The organism is Dactylosporangium sp. NPDC005555, from assembly GCF_040605635.1.
Classification (GTDB): domain Bacteria; phylum Actinomycetota; class Actinomycetes; order Mycobacteriales; family Micromonosporaceae; genus Dactylosporangium.
On the sequence record NZ_JBEXDG010000084.1, the window covers coordinates 13,649 to 34,460 of the forward strand.

The window sequence follows — 20,812 nt, forward strand, 5'->3', positions numbered from 1 at the left end:
CCCGGTGCGACGCGGGGAGTCACGATCGCGGCAGGGTGTCCGGATCGACCAGGGCGGCCGCGTCCTCCCCGACGATGTCCTGCCGCAGCTGGTCGAGCCGGCCGAGCAGGCTGACCGAGTCGAGGACGGCGACGGCGCTCGGGAAGACCGTGTGGGTCCGCTCGACCGCCCCGATCAGCGCCGCCCGCAGCGCCTGATCCCCGGTGTCCATGCCGTCGACGCGGTCCCTGAGCAGCGCGGCGAGCGAGCGCAGCAGCCCGGCGAGCGTCGCACGGTCCAGGGCCGGCGGTTGCCCGGCCCGGTCGTAGAGCCGGTCGACGGCCAGGGCCACGGCCCGCACCTGCAGCGTGATCCGGACCAGGAACAGCTGCTCGCCGCGCAGCTCGCCGACCCGCTGCCGGAGCCGGACCGCGGCGACGTTGAGCCGGGCGGTCTCCTCGACGCCGGCGACCTCAGCGGCGGCGTCGGCGCTGAGGTCGGCCAGGCTCCGGGACGTCTGGATCCAGTGGTGCCGCTCAGCCGGCGGCAGGGACGGTCCGTCGTCGCGGCGGTCGAGCTCGGCGGCGATGTCGGCCAGGACGGTCACGCACGTAGCCGACCAGTAGCCGAGCGCCTCGCGGGCCTGCCGCAGCCGCGGGCGCTCGGGCACGATCACCGCGACCGCCAGGCCGACGACGCTGCCGATGGCGACGTCGATGAAGCGCCACTGGCCGTACCCCTTGGCGACCGGAGCCAGGACGACCACCGCCAGGACCGCGATGGTGAGCTGGTTGCGGGCCAGCGGCGTGTTCGTGACCTGCCGCGCGAGGGCGAGCGCACCGAACGCGGCGAGGGCCAGGGACCACCAGGTCAGCCCGAGCAGCTGCACCCAGCCGACGGCGACGGCCGTGCCGACCAGGTTGGCGAAGAGCAGCTGCAGGCCGGTGGCGATCGAGCCGTACACACTGGCCTGCAGCGTCAGGATGGCCACGATCGGCGCGAAGAGCACCGCGACGTTGTCACCGAGCTGACGGGCCAGGACCCACGCCGTGGTCGCCGCGACGGTGGTCTTGACCACGGTCAGCCAGCTCGGGCGGCTCTTCGGCACACTCGCCAGCAGGGCGCCGAGCGGCTCGGTGACGAGTGCTCTGGGCCTGGACCTGGGTTTCGGCCGGGCTGGATCCACGTGACGGAACCCTACCGGCACACCGGATAGGGTCGCAGCGTGCGCAGCTACGACCACCCCAACCTGTTCAACTTCCGCGACCTCGGCGGCTACCGCGGCGCCGGTGGGCGCACGGTCCGCTGGCGGCGGCTGTTCCGCTCCGACTCGCTCGCCCGGATCGACCCGGCCGACGCCGCGTCGTTCACCGCGCTCGGCGTGCGCACCGTCATCGACCTGCGCCGACCCCGGGAGATCGCCCGCGACGGCCGGGTGCCGGCGTTCCCCGGCCTCACCTACCACCACCTGCACCCTGAGCACGCCGAGTGGGAGGACGCGACCGACCACGACGAGCCCAGCGACGCCCGCTGGCTGGCGAACCGGTATCTCGACATCGCCTCCGGCGGCGCCGCCGCGATGGTCGCCGCGGTCACGGTCATCGCCGAGGCCGACAACGCGCCGGTGGTCGTGCACTGCACCGCAGGCAAGGACCGCACCGGGGTCGTTACCGCGCTGACCCTCGGCGCGCTCGGCGTCGCGGAGGACGTCATCGCCGAGGACTACGCGCTGACCGCCGGTGCGACCGGCCCCGCGATGGCGTACCTGCGCCGGGTCAACCCGGAGATCGCGAAGATGCCGGAGCGCTATCTCGCCGCGCCCGCCGAGGCGATGCGCCTGTTCCTCGGCGACCTGCACGCCCGGCACGGCTCCGTCCGCGGCTATCTGCTCGACTCGGGCCTGCCGGAGCCGAGCCTGGCCGCACTGGAGGCACACCTGCTGGAGGACCCGGCCCCCGCTGCCGGCTGACGCCCGGCGCCGGCCCGCCCGGGTCCGTCGCCGCCGCTGGTGCACGAGCATCGCCCGGCACTCGGGCAGGCGGGCGCTGACCAGCGGGTTGTGGCCTGAATCCGACACCGCCGCGGGTGCTCCCGGCCGTTACCGTATGAGCATGATCGGCTCCACCGGATGGGCGACCCCCGAAGCACTGCGCGCCGAGGGCGTCCAGCGTCGCGTCAGCACCCCCGTCAAGTCGCTGACCGAGCCGCGGACCGCCGCCGGCCGTGACCCGGTCGCCGTGATCGCCGCGTCCAACGGCGACCGCGTCCAGGACCTGGTGCCGATCCGCATCGGCCGGATGATCAGCTCACCGTTCGCGTTCCTGCGCGGATCCGCGGCCGTCATGGCCGGCGACCTCGCCGCCGGCGGTGCGGGGACCGGGCTCACCGGGTACATCTGCGGCGACGCCCACGCGGCCAACTTCGGCTTCTTCGCCTCGCCCGAGCGGCGGATCGTCATGGACGTCAACGACTTCGACGAGACGGTCGTCGGGCCGTGGGACTGGGACCTCAAACGGCTCACGGCCAGCGTCGTCAGCGCCGGCCGCGAGGCGGGCCTGCCCGAGGACGAGTGCCGCGACTCGGCCCGCGACTGCGCCACCGGCTACCGCACCGCCCTCGCCGAGCTCGCCGACATGTCACTGCTGGACGCGTACTACCTGACCACCGACCACTCGACCCTGGAGCACTTCGGCATCGACGACCTCGTCGAGACGTTCGACCGGGTCCGCAGGAAGGCGAAGAAGAACACCAGCCGCCGGGTGGCGCAGAAGTTCACGTCCCGGATCGAGCACGACGCGTGGCGCTTCACGCCCGCGCCGCCGATCCTGACGCCGCTGGAGTCCGCGGAGGCGTTCCCGGTCATCGAGTCCCTCGACGGCTACGCCGCCACCCTCGAGGAGGAGATCCGCACCCTGTTCGGCCGGTACGCCGTCGTCGACGTCGCCCACCGCATCGTCGGGCTCGGCAGCGTCGGCTACCGCTCGTACGTCGTGCTCCTGCACGGCAACGGCGACGAGGCACTCGTCCTGCAGGTCAAGCAGGCCCGCCCCTCGTCCCTCGCCCCGTTCCTGCCGCCGGTGCCGGACCAGCACGACGGCGAGCGGGTCGTGCGCGGGCAGCGCTGGATGCAGACCGTCAGCGACGTCCTGCTCGGCTGGACCAGCATCGGCGGCGTGCCGTTCCTGGTCCGGCAGTTCCGCGACATGAAGGGCGCCATCGACCCGACGACGCTGCGCGCCGGGCAGCTCGACGACTACGCCCGCGTCTGCGGCGTCGTCCTCGCCCGCGCGCACGCCCAGTCGATCGACCCGCGCACGCTGTCCGGGTACTGCGGCGCCCCGGACACCGCCGACGGCGAGGAGTTCGACCAGGGGTTCGCGACGTTCGCCGCCGCGTACGCCGACCGGACCGAGGCCGACCACGCCGAACTCGTCGCCGCCGTCACCGCCGGTAAGCTGCCCGCGACCACGGGTGTATGACGGCGGAACCGATTTGTGCGGCCGATCGGCTGCTGACAGACTGCCCTCGCGCGCGTTCGCGGGGGAGGCAAAACGTGGTGCGGTTCCGGATGGTGGCTGTCCTGGCGTTGACGCTGGTGGCGGCGGTGGGGTGCGCGAAGAGCGTGCCCTCGGGGGTCGACAAGGACCTCGTCAACGGCTGGGCCATGATGGCCGAGGCCAAGGTGCCCGAGCCCGAGGCCGGCGCCTGCTGGACCAGCTCGGCCGGTGACGTCGACAAGATCGTGTCGGTGCCGGTCGCCACGACGGCGGTGCCGTGCACCGACAAGCACAGCATCGAGACGGTGCTCGTCGGGCACTTCACCGGCGCCGCGGCCGACGGCGACCTGCCGCCGACGCTGGACAGGATGGCCGACACCTACGCCGCCTGCGACGCCGAGGTCACGAAGTTCCTCGGCGGGTCCTGGCAGCTCGGCCGGGTGCGGATGCTCGTGTATCCACCGACGGCGACCCAGTGGCGCGGCGGCGCCCGGTTCTACCGGTGCGACGTCGCCTCGCTCACGGGCATCTCCGGCGCCATCGAGGACCGCACGGCGTCGCTGCAGGGCAGCCTGCGGGCCGGCGGCGACCGGCTGCACGGGTGCGCGGTCATGGACGGCGGCATCGACAAGTGGACCGAGATGACGCCGGCGGCCTGCACCGCACCGCACGACGCGGAGTTCATGGGCCTCATCACGTCGAAGTCCGGCGCGTGGCCGGCGGACAAGACCGCCGCGAAGGCCGCGTTCGACACCGCGTGCGTCGACAAGATCCGCACCTTCACCGGCGGCGCCATCAACGCGCTCGCGAACGCCAAGGCGCAGTACTGGTATCCGCGGGTCGCGTCCAGCGCCGAGGAGTGGAGCGCCGGCAACCACAACGCCCACTGCTTCGTGATGCTGCCGAAGAAGATCAGCCGGTCACTGAAGGGCAACGGCAGCAAGGCGGTCTGAGCACGGCTCTTGCCACGATGATCGACTGCTGACATGCTGCGTCCGCGCGCGGTCGCGGGGAGGCAGAGACGTGGTGCGTTTTCGGATGGTGGCCGTGCTGGCGCTGGTGCTCGCCGCGGCGACCGGCTGTGTCAAGGTGCCCGCCGGCGTCGACAGGGACCTCGTCGACGAGTGGACGATGATGGGCGAGGCCAAGGTCGCCGAGCCGCGGGCCGGGGACTGCTGGGCGACCAAGGCCGACAACGTCATCACCCTCATCAGCACGTCGCTGTCCCTGGTGCAGACGCCGTGCGACCTCAGCCACGTGGCCGAGACCGTGCACGTCGGGCACTTCACGGGCGCGCTCGCCGACGCCGACCAGGCGCCGGACCTGGCCGACCTGGCCGACACCTATGCGGTGTGCGACGCGGAGCTCACCAAGTTCCTCGGCGGGTCCTGGCAGGTCGGCCGGCTGCGGATGCTGTTGTACGCACCGACCAGCCGCCAGTGGAAGGGCGGCGCCCGGTTCTTCCGGTGCGACGTCGCCGCGCTGCGCTCGGAGCGCGGCATCCTCGACCCTCGCACCGAGACGATGAAGGACGCCCTGCAGGCCGGCGGCGACATGCTGCTCGGGTGCGGGACCCGGATCGAGTCCGGCGCCAGCTGGACCGACGTGGACCCGCAGGCCTGCACCGCCCCGCACGACGTCGAGTTCGTCGGCAACGTGACCTCCGTGAGCGCGGTCTACCCGACGGACACGAAGACGCGCACGGCCGCGTGGAGCACAGGCTGCCTGAACAGGATCCGCTCGTACACAGGGTCGACGGACAGCGTCCTGGCCAAGGCGAAGACGGCCTACGGGTTCTGGCCGCTCGCCGTGGGCGAGCCGGAGTGGAAGGCCGGCAACCGCAACGCCCGGTGCTACATCAGCCTGCCGAAGAAGGTCACCCGCTCGCTCAAGAACAACGGCAAGGCGGCCATCTGACGGCGCACGCCCGGCCGCGCGTCACTCTGGCCGCGGCCCTGGCCGCGGCAGCCGACCACGCGGCGGCACCGCGGGCCCGACCGGCGGGTGACCTCAGCGACGGGTGGTAGGCGGATGCCGACGCGACCGATGTCCACGACATCATCGGTGTCCCGGACACACCGCAACAGGCGCACCGTGACAGGCGCACCGTGACAGGCGCACCGTGACAGGCGCAGCCCGACAAGCGCAGCCCGACCGCGCGGCCGGACGCGCCGCGGGCGCCATCGCGGTCCGTCAGAACACCACGGCAAGCGAAACCGTCCGGACATCGGAAGAGGCGCCATGGACTCGTTCGCAACGTTCCTCGGCTGCACAAACCTCATCGGCATCCTCGCCAGCGGCCTGGTCTATCTGCATCGGGCCCGCTTCCAGGAGACCGGGCTGAACTGGCGGGAGTTCCTGCTGCCCAATCTCCCGTGGATGCTGATGACGCTCGGCAAGATGCTGGTCTGGTGGGCGGTCCTGGTCGTCTGGCTCGGCCGGGGCATGCCGACCTCGCCGTGGCGCGCCGTCACCGAGGACGCCACCGGCCGGGAAGTGCGCGCGATCGTGCGCACCCGCACCGCCGGGGCGAGGTGACCGCTCATGGGACTGTTCGGTCCCAGCGCGCCGGTCGAACCGCACCAGCGCGCGCGGGCGGCCGTCGGCTCGGCCTGACGTGAGGACGTCATCGGGCCGGGACCGCACCGCAAGCCGATGGCCAAGATCGGCGCGGGGCAGGAGAGCCTGCTGCGCACCCTGGGCGCGCGGGGGCTGCCGGTGCTCACCGACCAGCGGGTCATGGAGTTCAAGAACCGGTCACGTCCGCCGGCAGATGCCGCCGGGTGCCCATCCGGGCGGGTTCGTGATCATCCGGCTCACGGGCAGCAACGACGTCCCGTGCCCGGCGGGAACGCACAAAGTTCGCGCTCGCGCCGTGGCCAGGCGGTGGTCCTGGTCGAAGGCGGCCTCGCGGTGGCTCAGCACGGCGTCAGTCGCGCGGCTCCGCTCGTCCACGTCGTCGCCGCCCGGCGGGACCTGGACGACCATGCGCGGCGCGTCGGCCGGGACCGGGGTCGCCAGGAGCGGGCCGTGGCCCTCCCGGCGCGAGGACCGACCCGAGCGCCTGCAGGACGTGCCGGGCACCGTACACAGTGGACACCACCAGACCGCAGCGGCATCCATCGATCAGGTGACGGGGGCCGGAACCCGGATTCGGCCGCCGTTGACACCCGCGCAGCGTCGAGACGGGCAGGTCGGCCGGGAGGCCCGACCCGGTGCCGCGGGACGCTGCCGGAGAAGGCCGGGAAGGCAGCGGCACCGCCGTTGTGACCGGCCTCACCGGGGCTCCGGGGACGTCGGGGTTCCCGCCGGTGCAGCTAAACGCATTCAGCATCATCGAACGGGCGCCGTGCGTGGGCGGCTGCGCCAAGGGTGGCTTTCCATAGGTCAAACTGATGCTTTCCTCTCCTCGGAAGGGGTGGCATGACGACCGGCCGGGTGACGCTCCTCGATGTCGCGAGACGTGCCGGGGTGTCGCGCACGACCGCCTCGTTCGTGCTGACCGGCCGCCGCGACATGCGCATCTCCGCCGACGCCGAGCAGCGGGTCCGGCGCGCCGCGCGCGAGCTCGACTACCGTCCCAACCTGACGGCCCGCAGCCTGCGCACCAGCGTCACACAGACGATCGGCCTGGTGTCGGACACGATCGCCACCGACGCGTTCGCCGGTGAGATCATCCGTGGCAGCACCGCCACCGCCCTGACGCGCCAGCACCTGATCTTCATCGGCGAGACCGAGGGTGACCAGGCGACCGAGAAGCGCCTCGTCCAGGACATGCTCGACCGGGGCGTCGACGGGTTTCTCTACGCCGCGATGTACACCCGCGAGATCCGCATCCCGGCGGCGCTGCGCGGCCATCCGGTGGTCCTCGTCAACTGCCTCACCGCCGGGCGCCGCGCCGTCGCCGTCGTCCCCGACGAGTTCGCCGCGGGCCGCTCCGCCGCCATGGCGCTGCTGTCCGCCGGACACCGCGACGGCATCCACATCGTCGGCGAGTCCGCGGCCCACGTGCACGCGGCCCGCCTGCGCCGGGACGGCATCGACGAGGCCCTCGCCGCCGCCGGGGCCCGCGTCGCCGGGACGGTCGAGGCGTCGTGGTGGCCCGAGCCGGCCTATGAGGCGGTCCGCGGCTTCCTCGCCGCCGGCCCCCGCGCGACGGCGCTGATCTGCCTCAACGACCGGCTCGCCCTGGGCGCCTACCAGGCCGTCGCCGCCGCGGGGCTGCGCATCCCGGAGGACCTGTCGGTGGTCGCGTTCGACGACTCGGACCTGGCGTCGTGGCTGCGGCCGCAGCTGACGTCGGTCGCCCTGCCGCACTTCGAGCTCGGCCGCCTCGCCGTGGAGCTGCTCCTGGACCCGGACCGCACGGGCGGCGTCCGCCTGGTCGACATGCCCCTGCGCCCGCGCTCCTCCATCGCGCCCCCACGCCCCTGATCCCAGGTCACGGCGGGGACTCCGCCAGGGAGCGGGACCGCGCGAGGGACCGGGCCGCGTCGCGGCCGGCGCGGTTGGCGCCGACGGTGCTGGCCGACGGGCCGTAGCCGATGAGGTGGACGAGGGGCTCGCGGACGGTGGCGGTGCCGGCCATGCGGATGCCGCCGCCGGGCTCGCGCAGGTGCAGCGGCGCGAGGTGGGTGAGGGCGGCGCGGAAGCCGGTCGCCCAGATGATGACGTCCGCGGGCTCGAACGTGGTGCCCCACATGGCGCCGCCGGGGACGAGACGGTCGAACATGGGGTGCCGGTCCAGGGCGCCCTTGGCGAGGGCGGCGCGCACGAGGGTGGTGTACCCGAGGCCGGTCACGCTCACGACGCTCGCCGGCGGCAGGCCGGCCGTGACGCGGGAGGTGACCTCGGCGATGACGGCGCGGCCGTGGTCCTCGGTGAACTCGCCCTCGTGGAAGACCGGCGGGCGGCGGGTCACCCAGCGGACCGAGGCGGCGACGCCGGGCAGCTCCGACAGCACGTGGACGGCGGAGTTGCCGCCGCCCACGACGATGACCCGCAGTCCGGCGAACCCCGAAGGGCCACGGTAGTCCGCGTAGTGCAGCTGCCGGCCCGCGAAGGAGCCCGGATACGCGGGGACGTACGGCCGCGTCCACGTGCCGGTCGCGTTGACGATCGCCCGCGCGTGCCACACCCCGGCGCCGGTGTCGACGACGAAGCCGGACGCGCCGGGTGAGACGGAGCGGACGCGCACGGGGCGGCGCACGTCGAGGTCGAAGTGCCGCTCGTACGCGGCGAAGTAGGACGCGACCACCGCCGCGGCGGCGCCGGTGGCCGGCGGCGTGAACGGCAGTCCCGGCAGGTCGAAGATGCGGTGCAGCTCCCCCACCCCGAGCGACGGCGACCGGTGCTGCCACGCCCCGCCCGGCGCGGCGTCCGCGTCGAGGACCACGTGGTCGAGGCCGAGCCGGCGCAGGTGGTACGCCGCCGACAGCCCCGCCTGCCCGGCGCCGATCACCACGATGCCCGGGTCCGCGTCCACGATGGGGGAAACCCCACCGTGGACGCGGATCTTCCGGTTGGTGAGCTACCTAACGCCTCACTTGGCCTTGCCCTTGGTGAGGCCCCAGGCCGCGGTGTTCAGCGTGTCCTCGATGCCGACGAGACCCTCGTTGGGGAAGAACTCGTCGTCGCCGAAGTCGTAGTCGACGTCGTCCGCGGTGCCGCCGACGTTGTCCGGGCCGACCCCGAAGAGGCCGGGGAACGCGCCGCCGGCGTCCATCAGGTTGGGGGTGGTGTTCAGCGGGTCGGTGTGGAAGTTGCCGTAGAGGTGACCCGCCTCGTGGGTGACGACGTTGCCCAGCGCCCGGCCGATGAACTTGATCTTGTTGCTGGCCGGGGTGATGTACGTGTTGAGCGAGGCCGCCCCGCTCGGGTTGCTGAGTACGTCGAGCAGGACGATGGCGCTGTCCTCGTTCGCGTAGTTGCCCGGGTCGATGAACTGGGCGATGCCGATCGTGTCGATGCCCGACTCGGCGATCGTGCCGCCGACGACGACGCGGTGCACGTTCGGCTGGCCGAACGGGTCCGGGTCGTCGCGGCTGTTGAGGATCTTCAGCCCGAAGCGCGGGTCGGTGCCGCGGGCCTTCATGTCGGTGATGATGCTCTCCTTCACCGACGCGATGACCTCGTTGATCACCTTGTTCTCGTCGGCGGCGGTGAGGCCCCACTTGCCGAGGAACCCGGCGAGCGGCGACAGGGTGCGCACCCCGGGGCCGCCGAAGATGGCGGTGTTGATCCGGGCTCCGTCGAAGTCCAGGTACAGCGTCTGGACGGTGCCGTTGTCCTGCGCCTCGGGGCCGGGACGGTAGGCCTCGACGGTGATGTCGTACAGGCCGGCGGAGCCACCGACCTCGACGGTGAACCGGCCGGTGGTCGCGGCGACCTGCGACACGACGGCGTTGCCGCCGCCGGGCAGCGGCGAGCTCGGCGCGTAGATGAAGCTGGCGTCCTGCTCGGAGCCGAACACGATGCGCCCGGACGGGTCGCGGACGGTGAGCCGCGTGCCGACCCCGGTCACCGACGCGCCGAGGACGTCCCCGGCGGCCAGGTCGACGGCGTAGAAGTCCCGGTCGGGGAAGGCGAGCGTGGCGTTGAGCAGGTACGGGCCCTCGCTGCCCGACCCGAGCCCGCTGCCGGAGTCGAACGGGTCGGCGGGGAACACCGTGCCGGTGCCGAAGCCCGCGATCATCAGGTAGTAGGTGCCGGACGTGGTGAACGTGAAGTCCAGCAGGCTGTCCAGCCCCGGGCCGCCGTCGTCGTCGGTGCCGACCAGCACACCGGCGGCGTCGTACAGGCCGATGACCGTGTCGAGCGGCCCGCTGGGCGTGTCCGTCCCCGCGAGCAGCTGCTGCCCGGCCGTCGCGGTGACCTTGATGAAGTCGAAGTCGCCGGTGTCGTCGCCGGCGCTGCCGTGCGGACCGTCACCGATGTCCCCGGTGGTCGCCACGCCCTTGCGGCCCGCGCCGAGCAGCAGGTCCGAGGCGATCGGGATGGCGCCGTTGTCCTCGGCCGGGGCGGAGACCGTGGACAGGCCGACCGTCTCCGGCGACAGCTGCCCGAGCACCCGGGCCCGGTTGTTGACCTTCTTGCCGGTGCCGAAGCCCTTGACCAGCTCGGCGGTGGCGTGACTGTCGTTGGAGCCGAACGTGCCGCGGGGCTCGGCCTCGTCATGGATCAGCGGGGTGGTCGCGGCCGCGGCGAGGGAGTTCTTCTTGAGGTTGGCGCGCGCGGTGGCCTGCTGCTTGGCCACCTCGGACCAGTAGTACTTGTCGACCGTGCTGACGTCCGGCAGCAGGGCGGTGTAGGGGTTGACGGCGTTCTGCGGCGCCTTCAGCGTCGACTGCCGCTTCGGCACCACCTGGACACCGGCGGCGAGCTGGCGTTTGATGCCGTCGCTCAGCTCCTTGGACGGCGCCGCCGCGGCGGGACTCTGCGGCAGTGCCACGAGCGCCGCGCCCACCAATCCGGCGACGGCGACACTCGCTAGCCTTTTCCTCACTTGGCCTCCCCATTGAGTCAGGCGTTTCGTGCACGCTATGGCCTGCAAGGTCGTCTGCACCACCCCCAATACTTGTCAATACAGGATTTAACAGAGGCAATGATCAACGCCTATGTTGATCGAGAGCGCCCCGGGGACGCCGCGGCTCGCCTACAGTGTCGATGTGCCGAACGCCGTCAGTCCCACCCAGCGCCTGTACACCGAGCAGGACATGGCCGCGCTGCTCCACGAGCGGTTCGGGCTGCAGACCATCCACTGTGGACCGTTGTCCGGCGGGACGTTCGCCACGGTCTGGCGGGCGACGCTCGGCGACGGGCGCGACGTGGCCGTGAAGGTCGGGCCGCCCGCCGGGGTGCCGCTGCTGCGGTATGAGCGCGGCGTCATCGCGGCCGAGGCGCGCTACTACCGCACGGTCGGCGCCGCGACCACCCACGTGCCGGTCCCGCCGGTGCTGTTCGAGGACGACGACGTCGTGGTCGTCGGTCTGCTGCCCGGCCGGCCGCTCACCGAGCTCGGCGACGAGGCGACCGGCGAGGCGGTGCGCGAGCAGCTCGGGGTGGCGCTGCGGCACCTGCACGGCATCACCGGCGAGCACTTCGGCTACGACGGCGACGGGCGCCCGTCCGGACCGTCCTGGCCGTCCGCGTTCACGGCCATGACCGCCGGCCTCCTCGCGGATGCCCGTGACTGGGCGGTACACCTGCCGCTGACGGACGAGGAGTTCCTCGCGACGATCGACCGGCACGCCGACGCCCTCGCCGAGGTCGACCGGCCGGCGCTGGTCCACTTCGACCTGTGGGACGGCAACGTCCTGTGTGACGGCGGCCGCCTCACCGGGCTCGTCGACGGCGAGCGCTACTTCTGGGGTGACCCGCTCTACGACTTCGTGTCCACCGCGATCGGCCGCCGGATGGAGGACCTGCCGGACCACCCGGTCCTGCGCGGCTACCACGGCGGGCCGTACACGTTCAGCGACACGCAGCGGCGGCGGCTCATGCTGTACCGGCTGCAGTTCTCGACCCTGCTGCTGGCCGAGATGCCGAGCCGCGGCGTGGTCGGCGAAGAGGCCCGCGACCGGCGCGAGTGGGTGACGCCGCAGTTGCTCGCCGACCTTCGCGACCTAGGTTGAGCCGCCACGATGTGATATAGAGGACGCTACATACGGTAAGGAAGTCGATGGGCAGACGGCAGGTCCTGATCACCGCGGTGTACGGCGCACTGATGACCGCGCTGGGCTGCGTGCTGTTCATCGCGCCCGAGCTCGACTCCGTCGCCTGGGCCGGGATCGGCCTGTGCGGCGCGGCGGCGATCGTGTTCGGGGTCCGGCGGATCCGGCCGCGGCGCCCCGGCCCGTGGTGGGCCCTGGCGGCCGCGCTGGTCGCGATGATGGGCGGCGACTTCCTGTTCGGCCTCGTCGCCGGCGCCGGCGCCGGCACCGACCCGCCGTCCCTGGCCAACCTGTGCTACCTGGCGATGTTCCCGTTCGTGGCGACCGCGCTCATCGGCCTGACCCGCGCCTCCCCGACCCTCGTCGGCCGGGCAGGCCTGCTCGACCTCCTCGCGCTCGGCAGCGCCGCGCTGCTCGCCGGCTGGGTGTTCGTCGTCAGCCCGCGCCTCGCCGGCGGCGGCGGCCTGACCGGCACCGAATGGTCGATCCAGGCCGCGTTCACGCTCGGCGACGTCGTCGTGCTGGTCGTCACCGTGCGGCTCGTGCGGGCCGCGCCGCGCAACCCGTCCGCGATCCTGCTCACCACCGGCGCCGCCGGCATGCTCGTCGGCGACGTGTCGTACGGCATCGCCGAGTCCCGCGGCGGGCTGGACCCCGGCGGGCCCGCCGACTTCGCCTATGTCGTGCTGTACGCGACCTGGGGCGCGGCGGCGCTGCTGCCGTCCATGGCCCGGCTCACCGCTCCCCCGCCGACCCCCGCGGCCACGGACACACCGGACCGCGGGCTCGGCCTGCCGTGGCTGCTGGCCGCTGTCGCCTTCGCGCCCCTGGTGCTGCTGGTGCAGGCGATGACCGGTCCCGTGCAGGACGGCCCCGTCATCGCCGCGGTGTCCGGCATCACCCTCGCGCTGCTGGTCACCAGGCTCAACGACGCGGTGCGGCACCACGCCGAAGGGCTGCGCCGCGAGCGGACCCTCCGGCACGCCGGCACCGTCCTGGTCAGCGTCACCGACGCCGGTGCGGTCGCCGTCGCGGTGCGGACCGCCGTCCGCGAGCTGCTGCCCGCGGACACGCCGCACATCATCGTCGTCGACTCGAACCTCACCGACCTCCTGCCGCTCAACGAGCTGTCGGCGCCGCGGATCGTGCCGGTGAGCGCGACCCCACCGCTGTGGCACGACCGGCTGCGCGAGTTCGGCGACGTCCTGGTCTGCCCGCTCGACGCCGCCGTGCTGTACATCGCCGCGGAACGCCGGGACCTGCACACCGTCCAGGACGCCGTCACCGTCCTCGCCGGGCAGGCCGCCCTGGCCCTGGCCCGGATCGCGCTCACCGAGGCGGCCAGCCGCCGCGACAGCGACGACTACCTGCGCGCCGTCGCCGAGCACACCAACGACGTCGTGCTCGTCCTCGACGACGACGAACGGATCCGGTACACCAGCCCCTCGGTGACCGAACTGCTCGGCATCTGGCCGACACCGTTCGCCACCCTGCGGGAGATCGTCGCCCCCGACGACCGGGCGCAGGTCGACGCGACCCTCGGCCTGGCCCTGACCGGCGACCGCGACGGCACCCGCGACACGTGGAGCCTGCGCCGCCCCGACGGCACCCGGGTCCTCGTCGAGGTCCGCTTCCGGGACCTGCGCGACGACCGCCTGGTCCGCGGCATGGTCATCACCATGCGTGACGTCACCGCGCAGCGCCGGCACGAGATGGAGCTGCTGCGCCGCCACTGGGAGGACACCCCCGGGGCGGCAAACCGGGACAACTCGGCTCGCAAGTATCACTGAGGTCGTGGCTGAGGAGCGTCACAGGTCCGGCTTGGCCGGTAGGTGGCACTGCGTGCCATGCTGAAGCGTGGCTACCACTGAAGCGGTCCCTGTCGAGCGGCGCCGGTCGCTGCTGCGCCCCGTCGTTTTCGCGTTGACGCTCACCACCGTGCTCGCTCTGCTCTTCGGCGTGCCGTGGTGGTCACTGGTGCTGTCGGGCAACGCGTGGCCCGTGGGCGTCCAGATCGGCGGGACCGTCGTCTTCGCCGGCGCCGCCGTCGCGTTCCCGGTGCTGATGATGCTCGGCCACGGCCGCCGGCACCTGGACGGGGCGTCCCGGATCGCCGACACCACGCTCGGCGTCGTGTGGCAGCTGTTCGTGTGGGCGGTCGCCGGCGACGTGCTGCGCCTCGGCCTGCTCTCCGGCGGCGTCGCCGACCCGCTGCGCTCCAGGATCGTCGCCGCGTTCACGTTCGTCCTCGCTGCCGGCCTGCTGCTGTGGGGCTACGCCGAGGCGATGCGGATCCCGCGGGTCCGCCGCGTCGAGGTCAGGATCCCCCGGCTCGGCGCCGGCCTCGACGGCCTGAAGGTCGTCATGCTCACCGACACCCACTACGGCCCGATCGACAGGGCCCGCTGGTCGAAGGGCGTCACCGAGGTCGTCAACACCCTCGACGCCGACATCGTCGCCCACACCGGCGACATCGCCGACGGCACCGTCGCCCAGCGCACCGCCCAGTCCGCCCCGCTCGGCGACGTGCGGGCCCGCTACGCCCGCGTGTACGTCACCGGCAACCACGAGTACTACGGCGAGGCCGAGGGCTGGCTCCAGCGGATGGGCGACCTCGGCTGGGAGGCCCTGCACAACCGCCACCTGGTCGTGGAGCGCGGCGGCGACCGCCTCGTCGTCGCCGGCGTCGACGACCGCACCGCCGCGGGCACCGGCCTGCAGGGCCACCGCGCCGACCACGCCACCGCCCTGGCGGGCGCCGACCCCGACCTGCCCGTGCTGCTGCTCGCCCACCAGCCGAAGCAGGTCGACGACGCCGTCACGCACGGCATCGACCTGCAGCTGTCCGGCCACACCCACGGCGGCCAGATGTGGCCGTTCCACTACCTGGTCCGCCTCGACCAGCCCGTCGTCCAGGGCCTGACCCGCCACGGCGCCCGTACCCAGCTCTACACGAGCCGCGGCACCGGCTTCTGGGGCCCACCGTTCCGGATCTTCGCCCCGAGCGAGATCACCGAACTGACCCTCCGCACCGCCTGACGCTGCCTCTATCCCATGATCCGGAAGACTTTGTGTCGCCAGAGAGCCTGTTGCGAAATGGCCGTCTCACGTTCCGTGCTGAGAAAAACACGGCTGTGCGAGCCGGTCGCGGCCGATCGGTAGCCGTCGAGGGTCGCGACGACCGTCGACGAGACAGTTTTCCGCCAAAACGCAACAGGCTCCAGAGCAGCACAAACTCTTCCGGATCATCAGGAACCCCGCCGAGCCGACGCTGTCGAACGCTCCCGGCTGCCTACCGGAGGTGATTTTCAGGGGACGACGGTGACGGGCCACTTGCCGGCCTTCACCAGGCGGACCGCGAGGGAGCCGACGAACCGGTGACCGAAGCGGGAGGAGGCGCCGACGACCACGGCGTCGGCGCGCAGTTCCGTGGCCACGCGGACGATCTCGGAGTAGGGGTCGCCGCGGGCGGCGACGAACTCGGCGCGGATGCCGGCGTGGACCGAGCCCGCCTCGACCTGGCGGCGCATGTCCTCGGTGGCGTCGGTGATGGCCTGTTCGACGGCCGCGGCGGCGCCGGCGACGAAGAGGCTCGCGGTCGGAGTGCCGGCGACGTAGACGACGACGAGGCGGGCGCCCTGGCGGCGGGCGAGGCCCGCGGCGTACGCGCCGGCCCGCAGTGACGGGTCGGAGCCGTCGACACCGACGACGATGACCTTCGGGCCGTCGGTGCCGAGTTCGAAGACCACGGCAACAGCATGCCGCATCCGGGAACAGGGCGGAACAACAGGATCAGACGGTCACCGGCAGCGACGCGTAGCCGCGCAGCACCCGGGTCCGCCGGCGGCGTGGCGCGCCGGCGACGGCCAGATCCGGGTGCCTGTCGAACAGCGTCCGCAGCCCGACCTCGCCCTCGAGCCTGGCCAGGGAGGCGCCCAGGCAGTAGTGCACGCCGCCGGAGAACGACAGGTGGTCCCGGGCGTTGGCCCGCGTGACGTCGAAGACGGCGGGGTCGGTGAACACCGCCGGATCCCGGTTCGCCCCGCCCAGCATCGGCACCACCACGTGCCCCGGTCGCAGCGCGACGCCGGCGACCGTGACCGGGCGCTGGCAGACCCGGGCCGTGCTCTGCACCGGCGAGTCGAAGCGCAGCATCTCCTCGACGGCGCCCCGCCACAGCTCCGGCGAGGACCGCAGCACCGCGAGCTGCGCGGGGTGCGCCATCAGCAGCGCCGCGCCGGTGCCGAGGAGGTTGACGGTGGTCTCGAAGCCGGCGGCGAGGAGCAGGCCGGCGGTGGCGAGGAGCTCGTCGTCGGTGAGCTGCTCGCCTTCCAGGTGCACGAGCCGGCTGAGCAGGTCGTCGCCGGGGTGCTTGCGGAGGCGTTCGAAGTGGCCGCGCATCCACGCGTTGCTGCGCCGGATGCCGATCTCGGTCCGCCGGTACTGCCGGAAGGTCAGCCCCAGGTCGAGCGTCGGCGCGGCGGCGGTGCCCCACGCGAGGAACTGCCGGCGCATGTCGAGCGGCACGCCGAGGATGTCGGCGATGACGGTGACGGGCAGCAGCGCCGCGTACCGCTCGACCAGGTCGAACCGCGGTCCCAGCCCGTCGAGCAGTTCGGCGGCGGTCTGCTCGATCTTGGGTCGCAGCGCCTCGATGGCCCTGGCGGTGAACACCTTCGAGACGAGGCGCCGGTACCGGGTGTGGTCCGGCGGGTCGGTGACGAGCATCGACGGCGGGTCGACCGGGCCGATCGGGGTGGTGCGCCGGGCGAGCCGCCACAGCAGCGCGACGGGTGCGGGCAGCCGCCGGTCGCTGAAGCCGACGCCGAACGCGTCGCTGCGCAGCACGGCGGACGCGACGTCGTGCCGGGCGGTGGCCCACATGAGGCTGCCGCGCACGAGGGGTGCCTGCTCGCGGATGCGGTCGTAGAAGGGGTACGGGTCCTCGCGGACGGCGGGATCGACGAAGTACCGCGCCTGGATGTCTCCCTTGCGCGCGGCGGCGCTGATCCCCATCCGCGCGAACCCGTGCCTGGTCGCCCACCGCAGTGCCGTCCCGCTCATGGTACTGAACGGTACCACGAGCGGGACGGTCGTCAGCGGGACACCGCGGACAGGGGACTCGCGACGTCCTCCAGGGACTTGCCCTCGGCGTCGACGCCCAGGAGCCATTCGACGACGCCGCCGATGATCATGACCGCGGCGCCGACCAGGTAGCCGATGAAGAGCTTGCCGGGGTCCTCGCCCTCGCCGATCAGCCAGCCGTAGAAGATCGGGCCGATCGCGCCGAAGCACTGGGCGATGGCGAAGAAGACCGCGATCGCCTGGGCCCGGACCTCCAGCGGGAAGATCTCGCTGACGGTGAGGTACGCGGAGCTGGCGCCCGCCGAGGCGAAGAAGAAGATGACGCACCAGGCGAGGGTCTGCGTGAGCGCGTTGAGCAGCCCCGCGTCGAACATCCAGGCCGAGATCGCCAGGAGGACGCCGGACAGGATGTAGGTGCCGGTGATCATCTTGCGCCGGCCGACGGTGTCGAAGAGGTGGCCGAGCAGCAGCGGGCCGGCCAGGTTGCCCAGCGCGAAGGCGATCAGGTAGATCGGGGTCTTCTCCGCGTCGACGTCGTAGAACTTCGACAGCACCAACGTGTACGTGAAGAAGATCGCGTTGTACAGGAACGACTGGGTGATCATCAGGGTGGCCGACAGCGCGGATCTGGACGGGTAGTGCTTGAAGAGCACCTTGATCAGCGACAGGTAGCCGTGGGACGCGGACGGCCGGATGTCGATGGCGGCCTTCTCGTCGACGGGGGCGAGGGTCTGCCCGGAGCGCTCGACGTCGCGTTCGATCGACGCGATGCTCGCCTCGGCCTCCTCCTCGCGGCCGTGCATGATCAGCCAGCGTGGACTCTCCGGGAGGTGCCTGCGCAGCCCCCAGATCGCCAGGCCGATGACCGGGCCGATGAGGAAGCCCAGCCGCCAGCTGATGTTCAGCGAGATGTGGTTGAGCAGGATGTACGTGCCGAGGGTGCCGATGATGGCACCGCCCCAGTAGGTGCCGTTCACGCCGATGTCGACGCGGCCGCGGTACCTGGCGGGCATCATCTCGTCGATCGCGGAGTTGATCGCGGCGTACTCGCCGCCGATGCCGGCTCCGGCGATGAATCTCGTCAGGTACAGGAAGATGAGACTCAGGGTGCCGTTGCCCCACGTGAGCGCGGTCAGGGCGTTGCCCGCGAGGTACACGCCGAGGGTGACCACGAACAGGTTCTTGCGGCCGAGGGCGTCGGACAGGCGGCCGAAGAACAGCGCGCCGAAGACCTCACCCAGCAGGTACACGGTGGCGATCGCGCCGACCTGGGTGCTGCTGAGACCGAGGGTCTCGTCCTTGTTGAGCACCGCACCGACGGCGCTCGCGACGGTGATCTCCAGGCCGTCGAGGACCCAGGCGGTGCCCAGCGCCAGCACCATTCTGGTGTGGAACGGGGCCCAGGTCAGCCGGTCGATCCTTGCTGGGATGAGGCTGCGGATGATGCCGCCGGTCGGCGCCGGGGCAGATTGCGTGTCGGACAAGGTGCACCTCCCAGGATTCCCTCAGGAGCCCGTGCCCGCATCGGCGATGGTCAAAACGCGACCTCTTGACGAGCCTCGGCGGATCGACCACGCTGAGTCTGAGAGAGCGCTCTCTTCCCGCTGTACGACCGAACGCCCGCCACCCCGCCCGTGGTGCGGCGCCGGTCCGTCCTGCCCTCCACACCCTCCACCCAGGGGAGAGACCATGCGCAGATTGAAGGGCCGGCGCCTCGCCGGCCTGCTCGTCGCCGTGCTGATCGCCGGGTACGCCGCCGTCACCGTCACCTCCGAGGCCAGCGCCGCCGGCCCGCTGCTGTCCCAGGGCCGCCCGACCACGGCCTCCTCCACCGAGAACGCCGCGTCGGGCGCGGCCCTGGCCACCGACGGCAACACCGGGACCCGCTGGTCGAGCGCGTTCAGCGACCCGCAGTGGATCCAGGTCGACCTCGGCAGCACCGCCGCCGTCGACCAGGTCGTGCTCAACTGGGAGGCCGCCTACGCGCGGTCGTTCACGATCCAGTTGTCCACCGACGGCACCATCTGGACGACGGCCTACTCCACCACCACCGGCACCGGCGGTGTCCAGACCCTCGCGGTGACCGGCAGCGGCCGGTACGTGCGGATGAACGCCACCGTGCGGGCCACCGCCTACGGCTACTCGCTGTGGGAGTTCCAGGTGTACGGCACGGTCGGCACCGGCTGCGGCGGCGCCAACGCCGCGCAGGGTCGCCCGGCCACCGCGTCCTCGACGGAGAACGCCGCGTCGCCCGCGTCGGCGGCGGTCGACGGCAACACCGGCACCCGCTGGTCGAGCGCGTTCAGCGACCCGCAGTGGATCCAGGTCGACCTCGGCGCGACCGTCACGATCTGCCAGGTGGTGCTCAACTGGGAGGCCGCCTACGCCCGGTCGTTCACCATCCAGCTGTCCACGAACGGCACCACCTGGACGACGGCCTACTCCACCACCACCGGCACCGGCGGGATCCAGACCCTCGCGGTGACCGGCAGCGGCCGGTACGTGCGGATGAACGGCACCGTGCGGGCCACCGCCTACGGCTACTCGCTGTGGGAGCTCGCGGTGCGAACCACCGGCGGCCCCACCCCGCCGACCTCGCAGCCGCCGACGTCGCAGCCGCCCGGGTCGTTCTGGGGCGACACGTCCTCGATCCCCAACCCGGCCAACGTCGTCATGGTGAAGGTGCTCAACCGCACCAACGGTCAGTACCCGGACAGCCAGGTGTACTGGAGCTTCAACGGCCAGACGCACAGCATCGCCGAGCAGCCCTACCTGGACATGCCCGCGAACTCCGCCGGTCGCATGTACTTCTACCTGGGCAGCCCGAACAGCCAGTACTACGACTTCATCGAGTTCACGGTCGGGCCCGCGGTCTTCAACGGCAACACGACCCGGGTCGACGCGTTCGGGTTGAAGCTCGCGATGCGGCTGCACGCCCGTGACGGCTACGACGTGCAGGTCGGCGAGGACCAGGCGACGTTCGCGGAGAGCCGGGCGGCGACGTTCCAGCGGTTCATCGACGAGGTGCCGGCCCAGTTCGACGTCCTGGCGCAGTCGCAGGCGCCGTACCGGATCATCGCGCCGGGCAGCGACCCGACGTTCCGCGCCGGCGGGGTCAACGCGGGCTACTTCACCGCGTACGCCGCGCAGTACGGCATCAACGCCCCGACGTCCGACGTGTTCGGCTGCGCCGGGGTGCTCGCGAACGACCCCGCCAACTGCGCCGCGCTCAACCGGCACGTGCGGCAGCTGCCGCAGTCGCAGTGGTCGACGCCGAGCCTGTACTACCAGGCGGCGCCGGCGAACTACTACGCGAAGTTCTGGCACGACCACGGCATCGACAAGCTCGCGTACGGGTTCCCGTACGACGACTACGCGAGCCAGTCGTCGTTCGTCTCGCACGGCGACCCGCAGTGGCTGCTGGTGGCCGTCGGCTGGTAACGCCGCCTTCGTCATGATCCGGAAGACTTCGTGCACCTATGACTCAATGCCGGTGAGTTAAGGATTTGCGTCGAGGGTTGTCGATGCCGCGTGGCGGCTTGCGCAGCAACGAAGCTCCCGTTACACATGCTGTCGACC

General features: G+C 72.2%; 17 protein-coding genes. 10 read left to right on the top strand and 7 right to left on the bottom strand.

Annotated features, from left to right (window positions below):
• Positions 1-19 precede the first annotated feature (19 nt).
• Positions 20-1,165: an aromatic acid exporter family protein gene (locus tag ABZS58_RS46870; RefSeq protein ID WP_354790878.1), complete on the bottom strand. Its 1,146-nt coding sequence runs from the start codon at positions 1,163-1,165 to the stop codon at positions 20-22.
• Positions 1,166-1,204: 39 nt separating this feature from the next.
• Between ABZS58_RS46870 and ABZS58_RS46875 the strand changes: the two genes are divergently transcribed.
• From ABZS58_RS46875 to ABZS58_RS46895, 5 genes are all read left to right on the top strand, one after another.
• A complete protein-coding gene (locus ABZS58_RS46875; protein WP_354790879.1) occupies positions 1,205-1,948 on the top strand; it encodes a tyrosine-protein phosphatase in 744 nt (247 codons plus the stop codon).
• Between the two features lie 142 nt (positions 1,949-2,090).
• Positions 2,091-3,458 carry a DUF2252 domain-containing protein gene (locus tag ABZS58_RS46880; protein WP_354790881.1) on the top strand — a complete coding sequence of 456 codons (1,368 nt, stop codon included), beginning with the start codon at positions 2,091-2,093 and terminating at the stop codon, positions 3,456-3,458.
• 89 nt (positions 3,459-3,547) lie between these two features.
• A complete protein-coding gene (locus ABZS58_RS46885; protein WP_354790882.1) occupies positions 3,548-4,429 on the top strand; it encodes a septum formation family protein in 882 nt (293 codons plus the stop codon).
• Between the two features lie 70 nt (positions 4,430-4,499).
• Positions 4,500-5,393, top strand: a complete 894-nt coding sequence (locus tag ABZS58_RS46890) for a septum formation family protein (protein WP_354790884.1) — start codon at positions 4,500-4,502, stop codon at positions 5,391-5,393.
• Positions 5,394-5,717: 324 nt separating this feature from the next.
• Positions 5,718-6,014, top strand: a complete 297-nt coding sequence (locus tag ABZS58_RS46895; protein ID WP_354790885.1) for a hypothetical protein — start codon at positions 5,718-5,720, stop codon at positions 6,012-6,014.
• Between the two features lie 219 nt (positions 6,015-6,233).
• Here ABZS58_RS46895 and ABZS58_RS46900 read toward each other — a convergent pair whose 3' ends face one another.
• Positions 6,234-6,464: a hypothetical protein gene (locus ABZS58_RS46900; protein ID WP_354790887.1), complete on the bottom strand. Its 231-nt coding sequence runs from the start codon at positions 6,462-6,464 to the stop codon at positions 6,234-6,236.
• A 435-nt stretch (positions 6,465-6,899) separates the two neighbouring features.
• Between ABZS58_RS46900 and ABZS58_RS46905 the strand changes: the two genes are divergently transcribed.
• The gene (locus ABZS58_RS46905) at positions 6,900-7,910 is read left to right on the top strand and encodes a LacI family DNA-binding transcriptional regulator (protein WP_354790888.1); all 1,011 of its coding nucleotides are present in this window, start codon (positions 6,900-6,902) and stop codon (positions 7,908-7,910) included.
• Positions 7,911-7,917: 7 nt separating this feature from the next.
• On the opposite strand, the gene ABZS58_RS46910 is transcribed toward ABZS58_RS46905, so the two are convergent.
• Together ABZS58_RS46910 and ABZS58_RS46915 are read right to left on the bottom strand one after the other, a co-directional pair.
• Positions 7,918-8,961 carry an FAD-dependent oxidoreductase gene (locus ABZS58_RS46910; RefSeq protein ID WP_354790889.1) on the bottom strand — a complete coding sequence of 348 codons (1,044 nt, stop codon included), beginning with the start codon at positions 8,959-8,961 and terminating at the stop codon, positions 7,918-7,920.
• A 57-nt stretch (positions 8,962-9,018) separates the two neighbouring features.
• Positions 9,019-10,980, bottom strand: coding sequence for a PPC domain-containing protein (locus tag ABZS58_RS46915; RefSeq protein WP_354790890.1), 1,962 nt, complete (start codon positions 10,978-10,980; stop codon positions 9,019-9,021).
• Between the two features lie 112 nt (positions 10,981-11,092).
• Here ABZS58_RS46915 and ABZS58_RS46920 point away from each other — a divergent pair, with 112 nt between their 5' ends.
• The 3 genes from ABZS58_RS46920 to ABZS58_RS46930 all read left to right on the top strand — a co-directional run bounded on the left by ABZS58_RS46920 (position 11,093) and on the right by ABZS58_RS46930 (position 15,187).
• Positions 11,093-12,109 carry an aminoglycoside phosphotransferase family protein gene (locus ABZS58_RS46920; RefSeq protein ID WP_354790891.1) on the top strand — a complete coding sequence of 339 codons (1,017 nt, stop codon included), beginning with the start codon at positions 11,093-11,095 and terminating at the stop codon, positions 12,107-12,109.
• A gap of 47 nt (positions 12,110-12,156) precedes the next feature.
• Positions 12,157-13,938 carry a PAS domain S-box protein gene (locus ABZS58_RS46925; RefSeq protein WP_354790892.1) on the top strand — a complete coding sequence of 594 codons (1,782 nt, stop codon included), beginning with the start codon at positions 12,157-12,159 and terminating at the stop codon, positions 13,936-13,938.
• Positions 13,939-14,005: 67 nt separating this feature from the next.
• A complete protein-coding gene (locus ABZS58_RS46930) occupies positions 14,006-15,187 on the top strand; it encodes a metallophosphoesterase (protein WP_354790894.1) in 1,182 nt (393 codons plus the stop codon).
• Positions 15,188-15,456: 269 nt separating this feature from the next.
• Here ABZS58_RS46930 and ABZS58_RS46935 read toward each other — a convergent pair whose 3' ends face one another.
• From ABZS58_RS46935 to ABZS58_RS46945, 3 genes are read right to left on the bottom strand one after another with little or no spacing between them, the layout of a single operon-like run.
• On the bottom strand, positions 15,457-15,897 hold the full coding sequence (locus tag ABZS58_RS46935; protein WP_354790895.1) for a universal stress protein: 441 nt from the start codon (positions 15,895-15,897) through the stop codon (positions 15,457-15,459).
• A gap of 43 nt (positions 15,898-15,940) precedes the next feature.
• On the bottom strand, positions 15,941-17,212 hold the full coding sequence (locus ABZS58_RS46940; protein WP_354790897.1) for a cytochrome P450: 1,272 nt from the start codon (positions 17,210-17,212) through the stop codon (positions 15,941-15,943).
• Positions 17,213-17,244: 32 nt separating this feature from the next.
• Complete coding sequence (locus ABZS58_RS46945) at positions 17,245-18,717, bottom strand: MFS transporter (RefSeq protein WP_354790898.1); 1,473 nt, start codon at positions 18,715-18,717, stop codon at positions 17,245-17,247.
• Positions 18,718-18,922: 205 nt separating this feature from the next.
• Between ABZS58_RS46945 and ABZS58_RS46950 the strand changes: the two genes are divergently transcribed.
• A complete protein-coding gene (locus ABZS58_RS46950) occupies positions 18,923-20,674 on the top strand; it encodes a discoidin domain-containing protein (RefSeq protein ID WP_354790900.1) in 1,752 nt (583 codons plus the stop codon).
• Positions 20,675-20,812: the final 138 nt, after the last annotated feature.

Bases quoted from the DNA above. Each gene is read 5' to 3' on its own strand.
- ABZS58_RS46880 (WP_354790881.1), top strand. From the start codon at position 2,091: ATGATCGGCTCCACCGGATGGGCGACCCCCGAAGCACTGCGCGCCGAG.
- ABZS58_RS46885 (WP_354790882.1), top strand. From the start codon at position 3,548: ATGGTGGCTGTCCTGGCGTTGACGCTGGTGGCGGCGGTGGGGTGCGCG.
- ABZS58_RS46895 (WP_354790885.1), top strand. From the start codon at position 5,718: ATGGACTCGTTCGCAACGTTCCTCGGCTGCACAAACCTCATCGGCATC.
- ABZS58_RS46900 (WP_354790887.1), bottom strand. From the start codon at position 6,464: ATGGTCGTCCAGGTCCCGCCGGGCGGCGACGACGTGGACGAGCGGAGC.
- ABZS58_RS46905 (WP_354790888.1), top strand. From the start codon at position 6,900: ATGACGACCGGCCGGGTGACGCTCCTCGATGTCGCGAGACGTGCCGGG.
- ABZS58_RS46920 (WP_354790891.1), top strand. From the start codon at position 11,093: ATGTTGATCGAGAGCGCCCCGGGGACGCCGCGGCTCGCCTACAGTGTC.
- ABZS58_RS46925 (WP_354790892.1), top strand. From the start codon at position 12,157: ATGGGCAGACGGCAGGTCCTGATCACCGCGGTGTACGGCGCACTGATG.
- ABZS58_RS46940 (WP_354790897.1), bottom strand. From the start codon at position 17,212: ATGAGCGGGACGGCACTGCGGTGGGCGACCAGGCACGGGTTCGCGCGG.
- ABZS58_RS46950 (WP_354790900.1), top strand. From the start codon at position 18,923: ATGCGCAGATTGAAGGGCCGGCGCCTCGCCGGCCTGCTCGTCGCCGTG.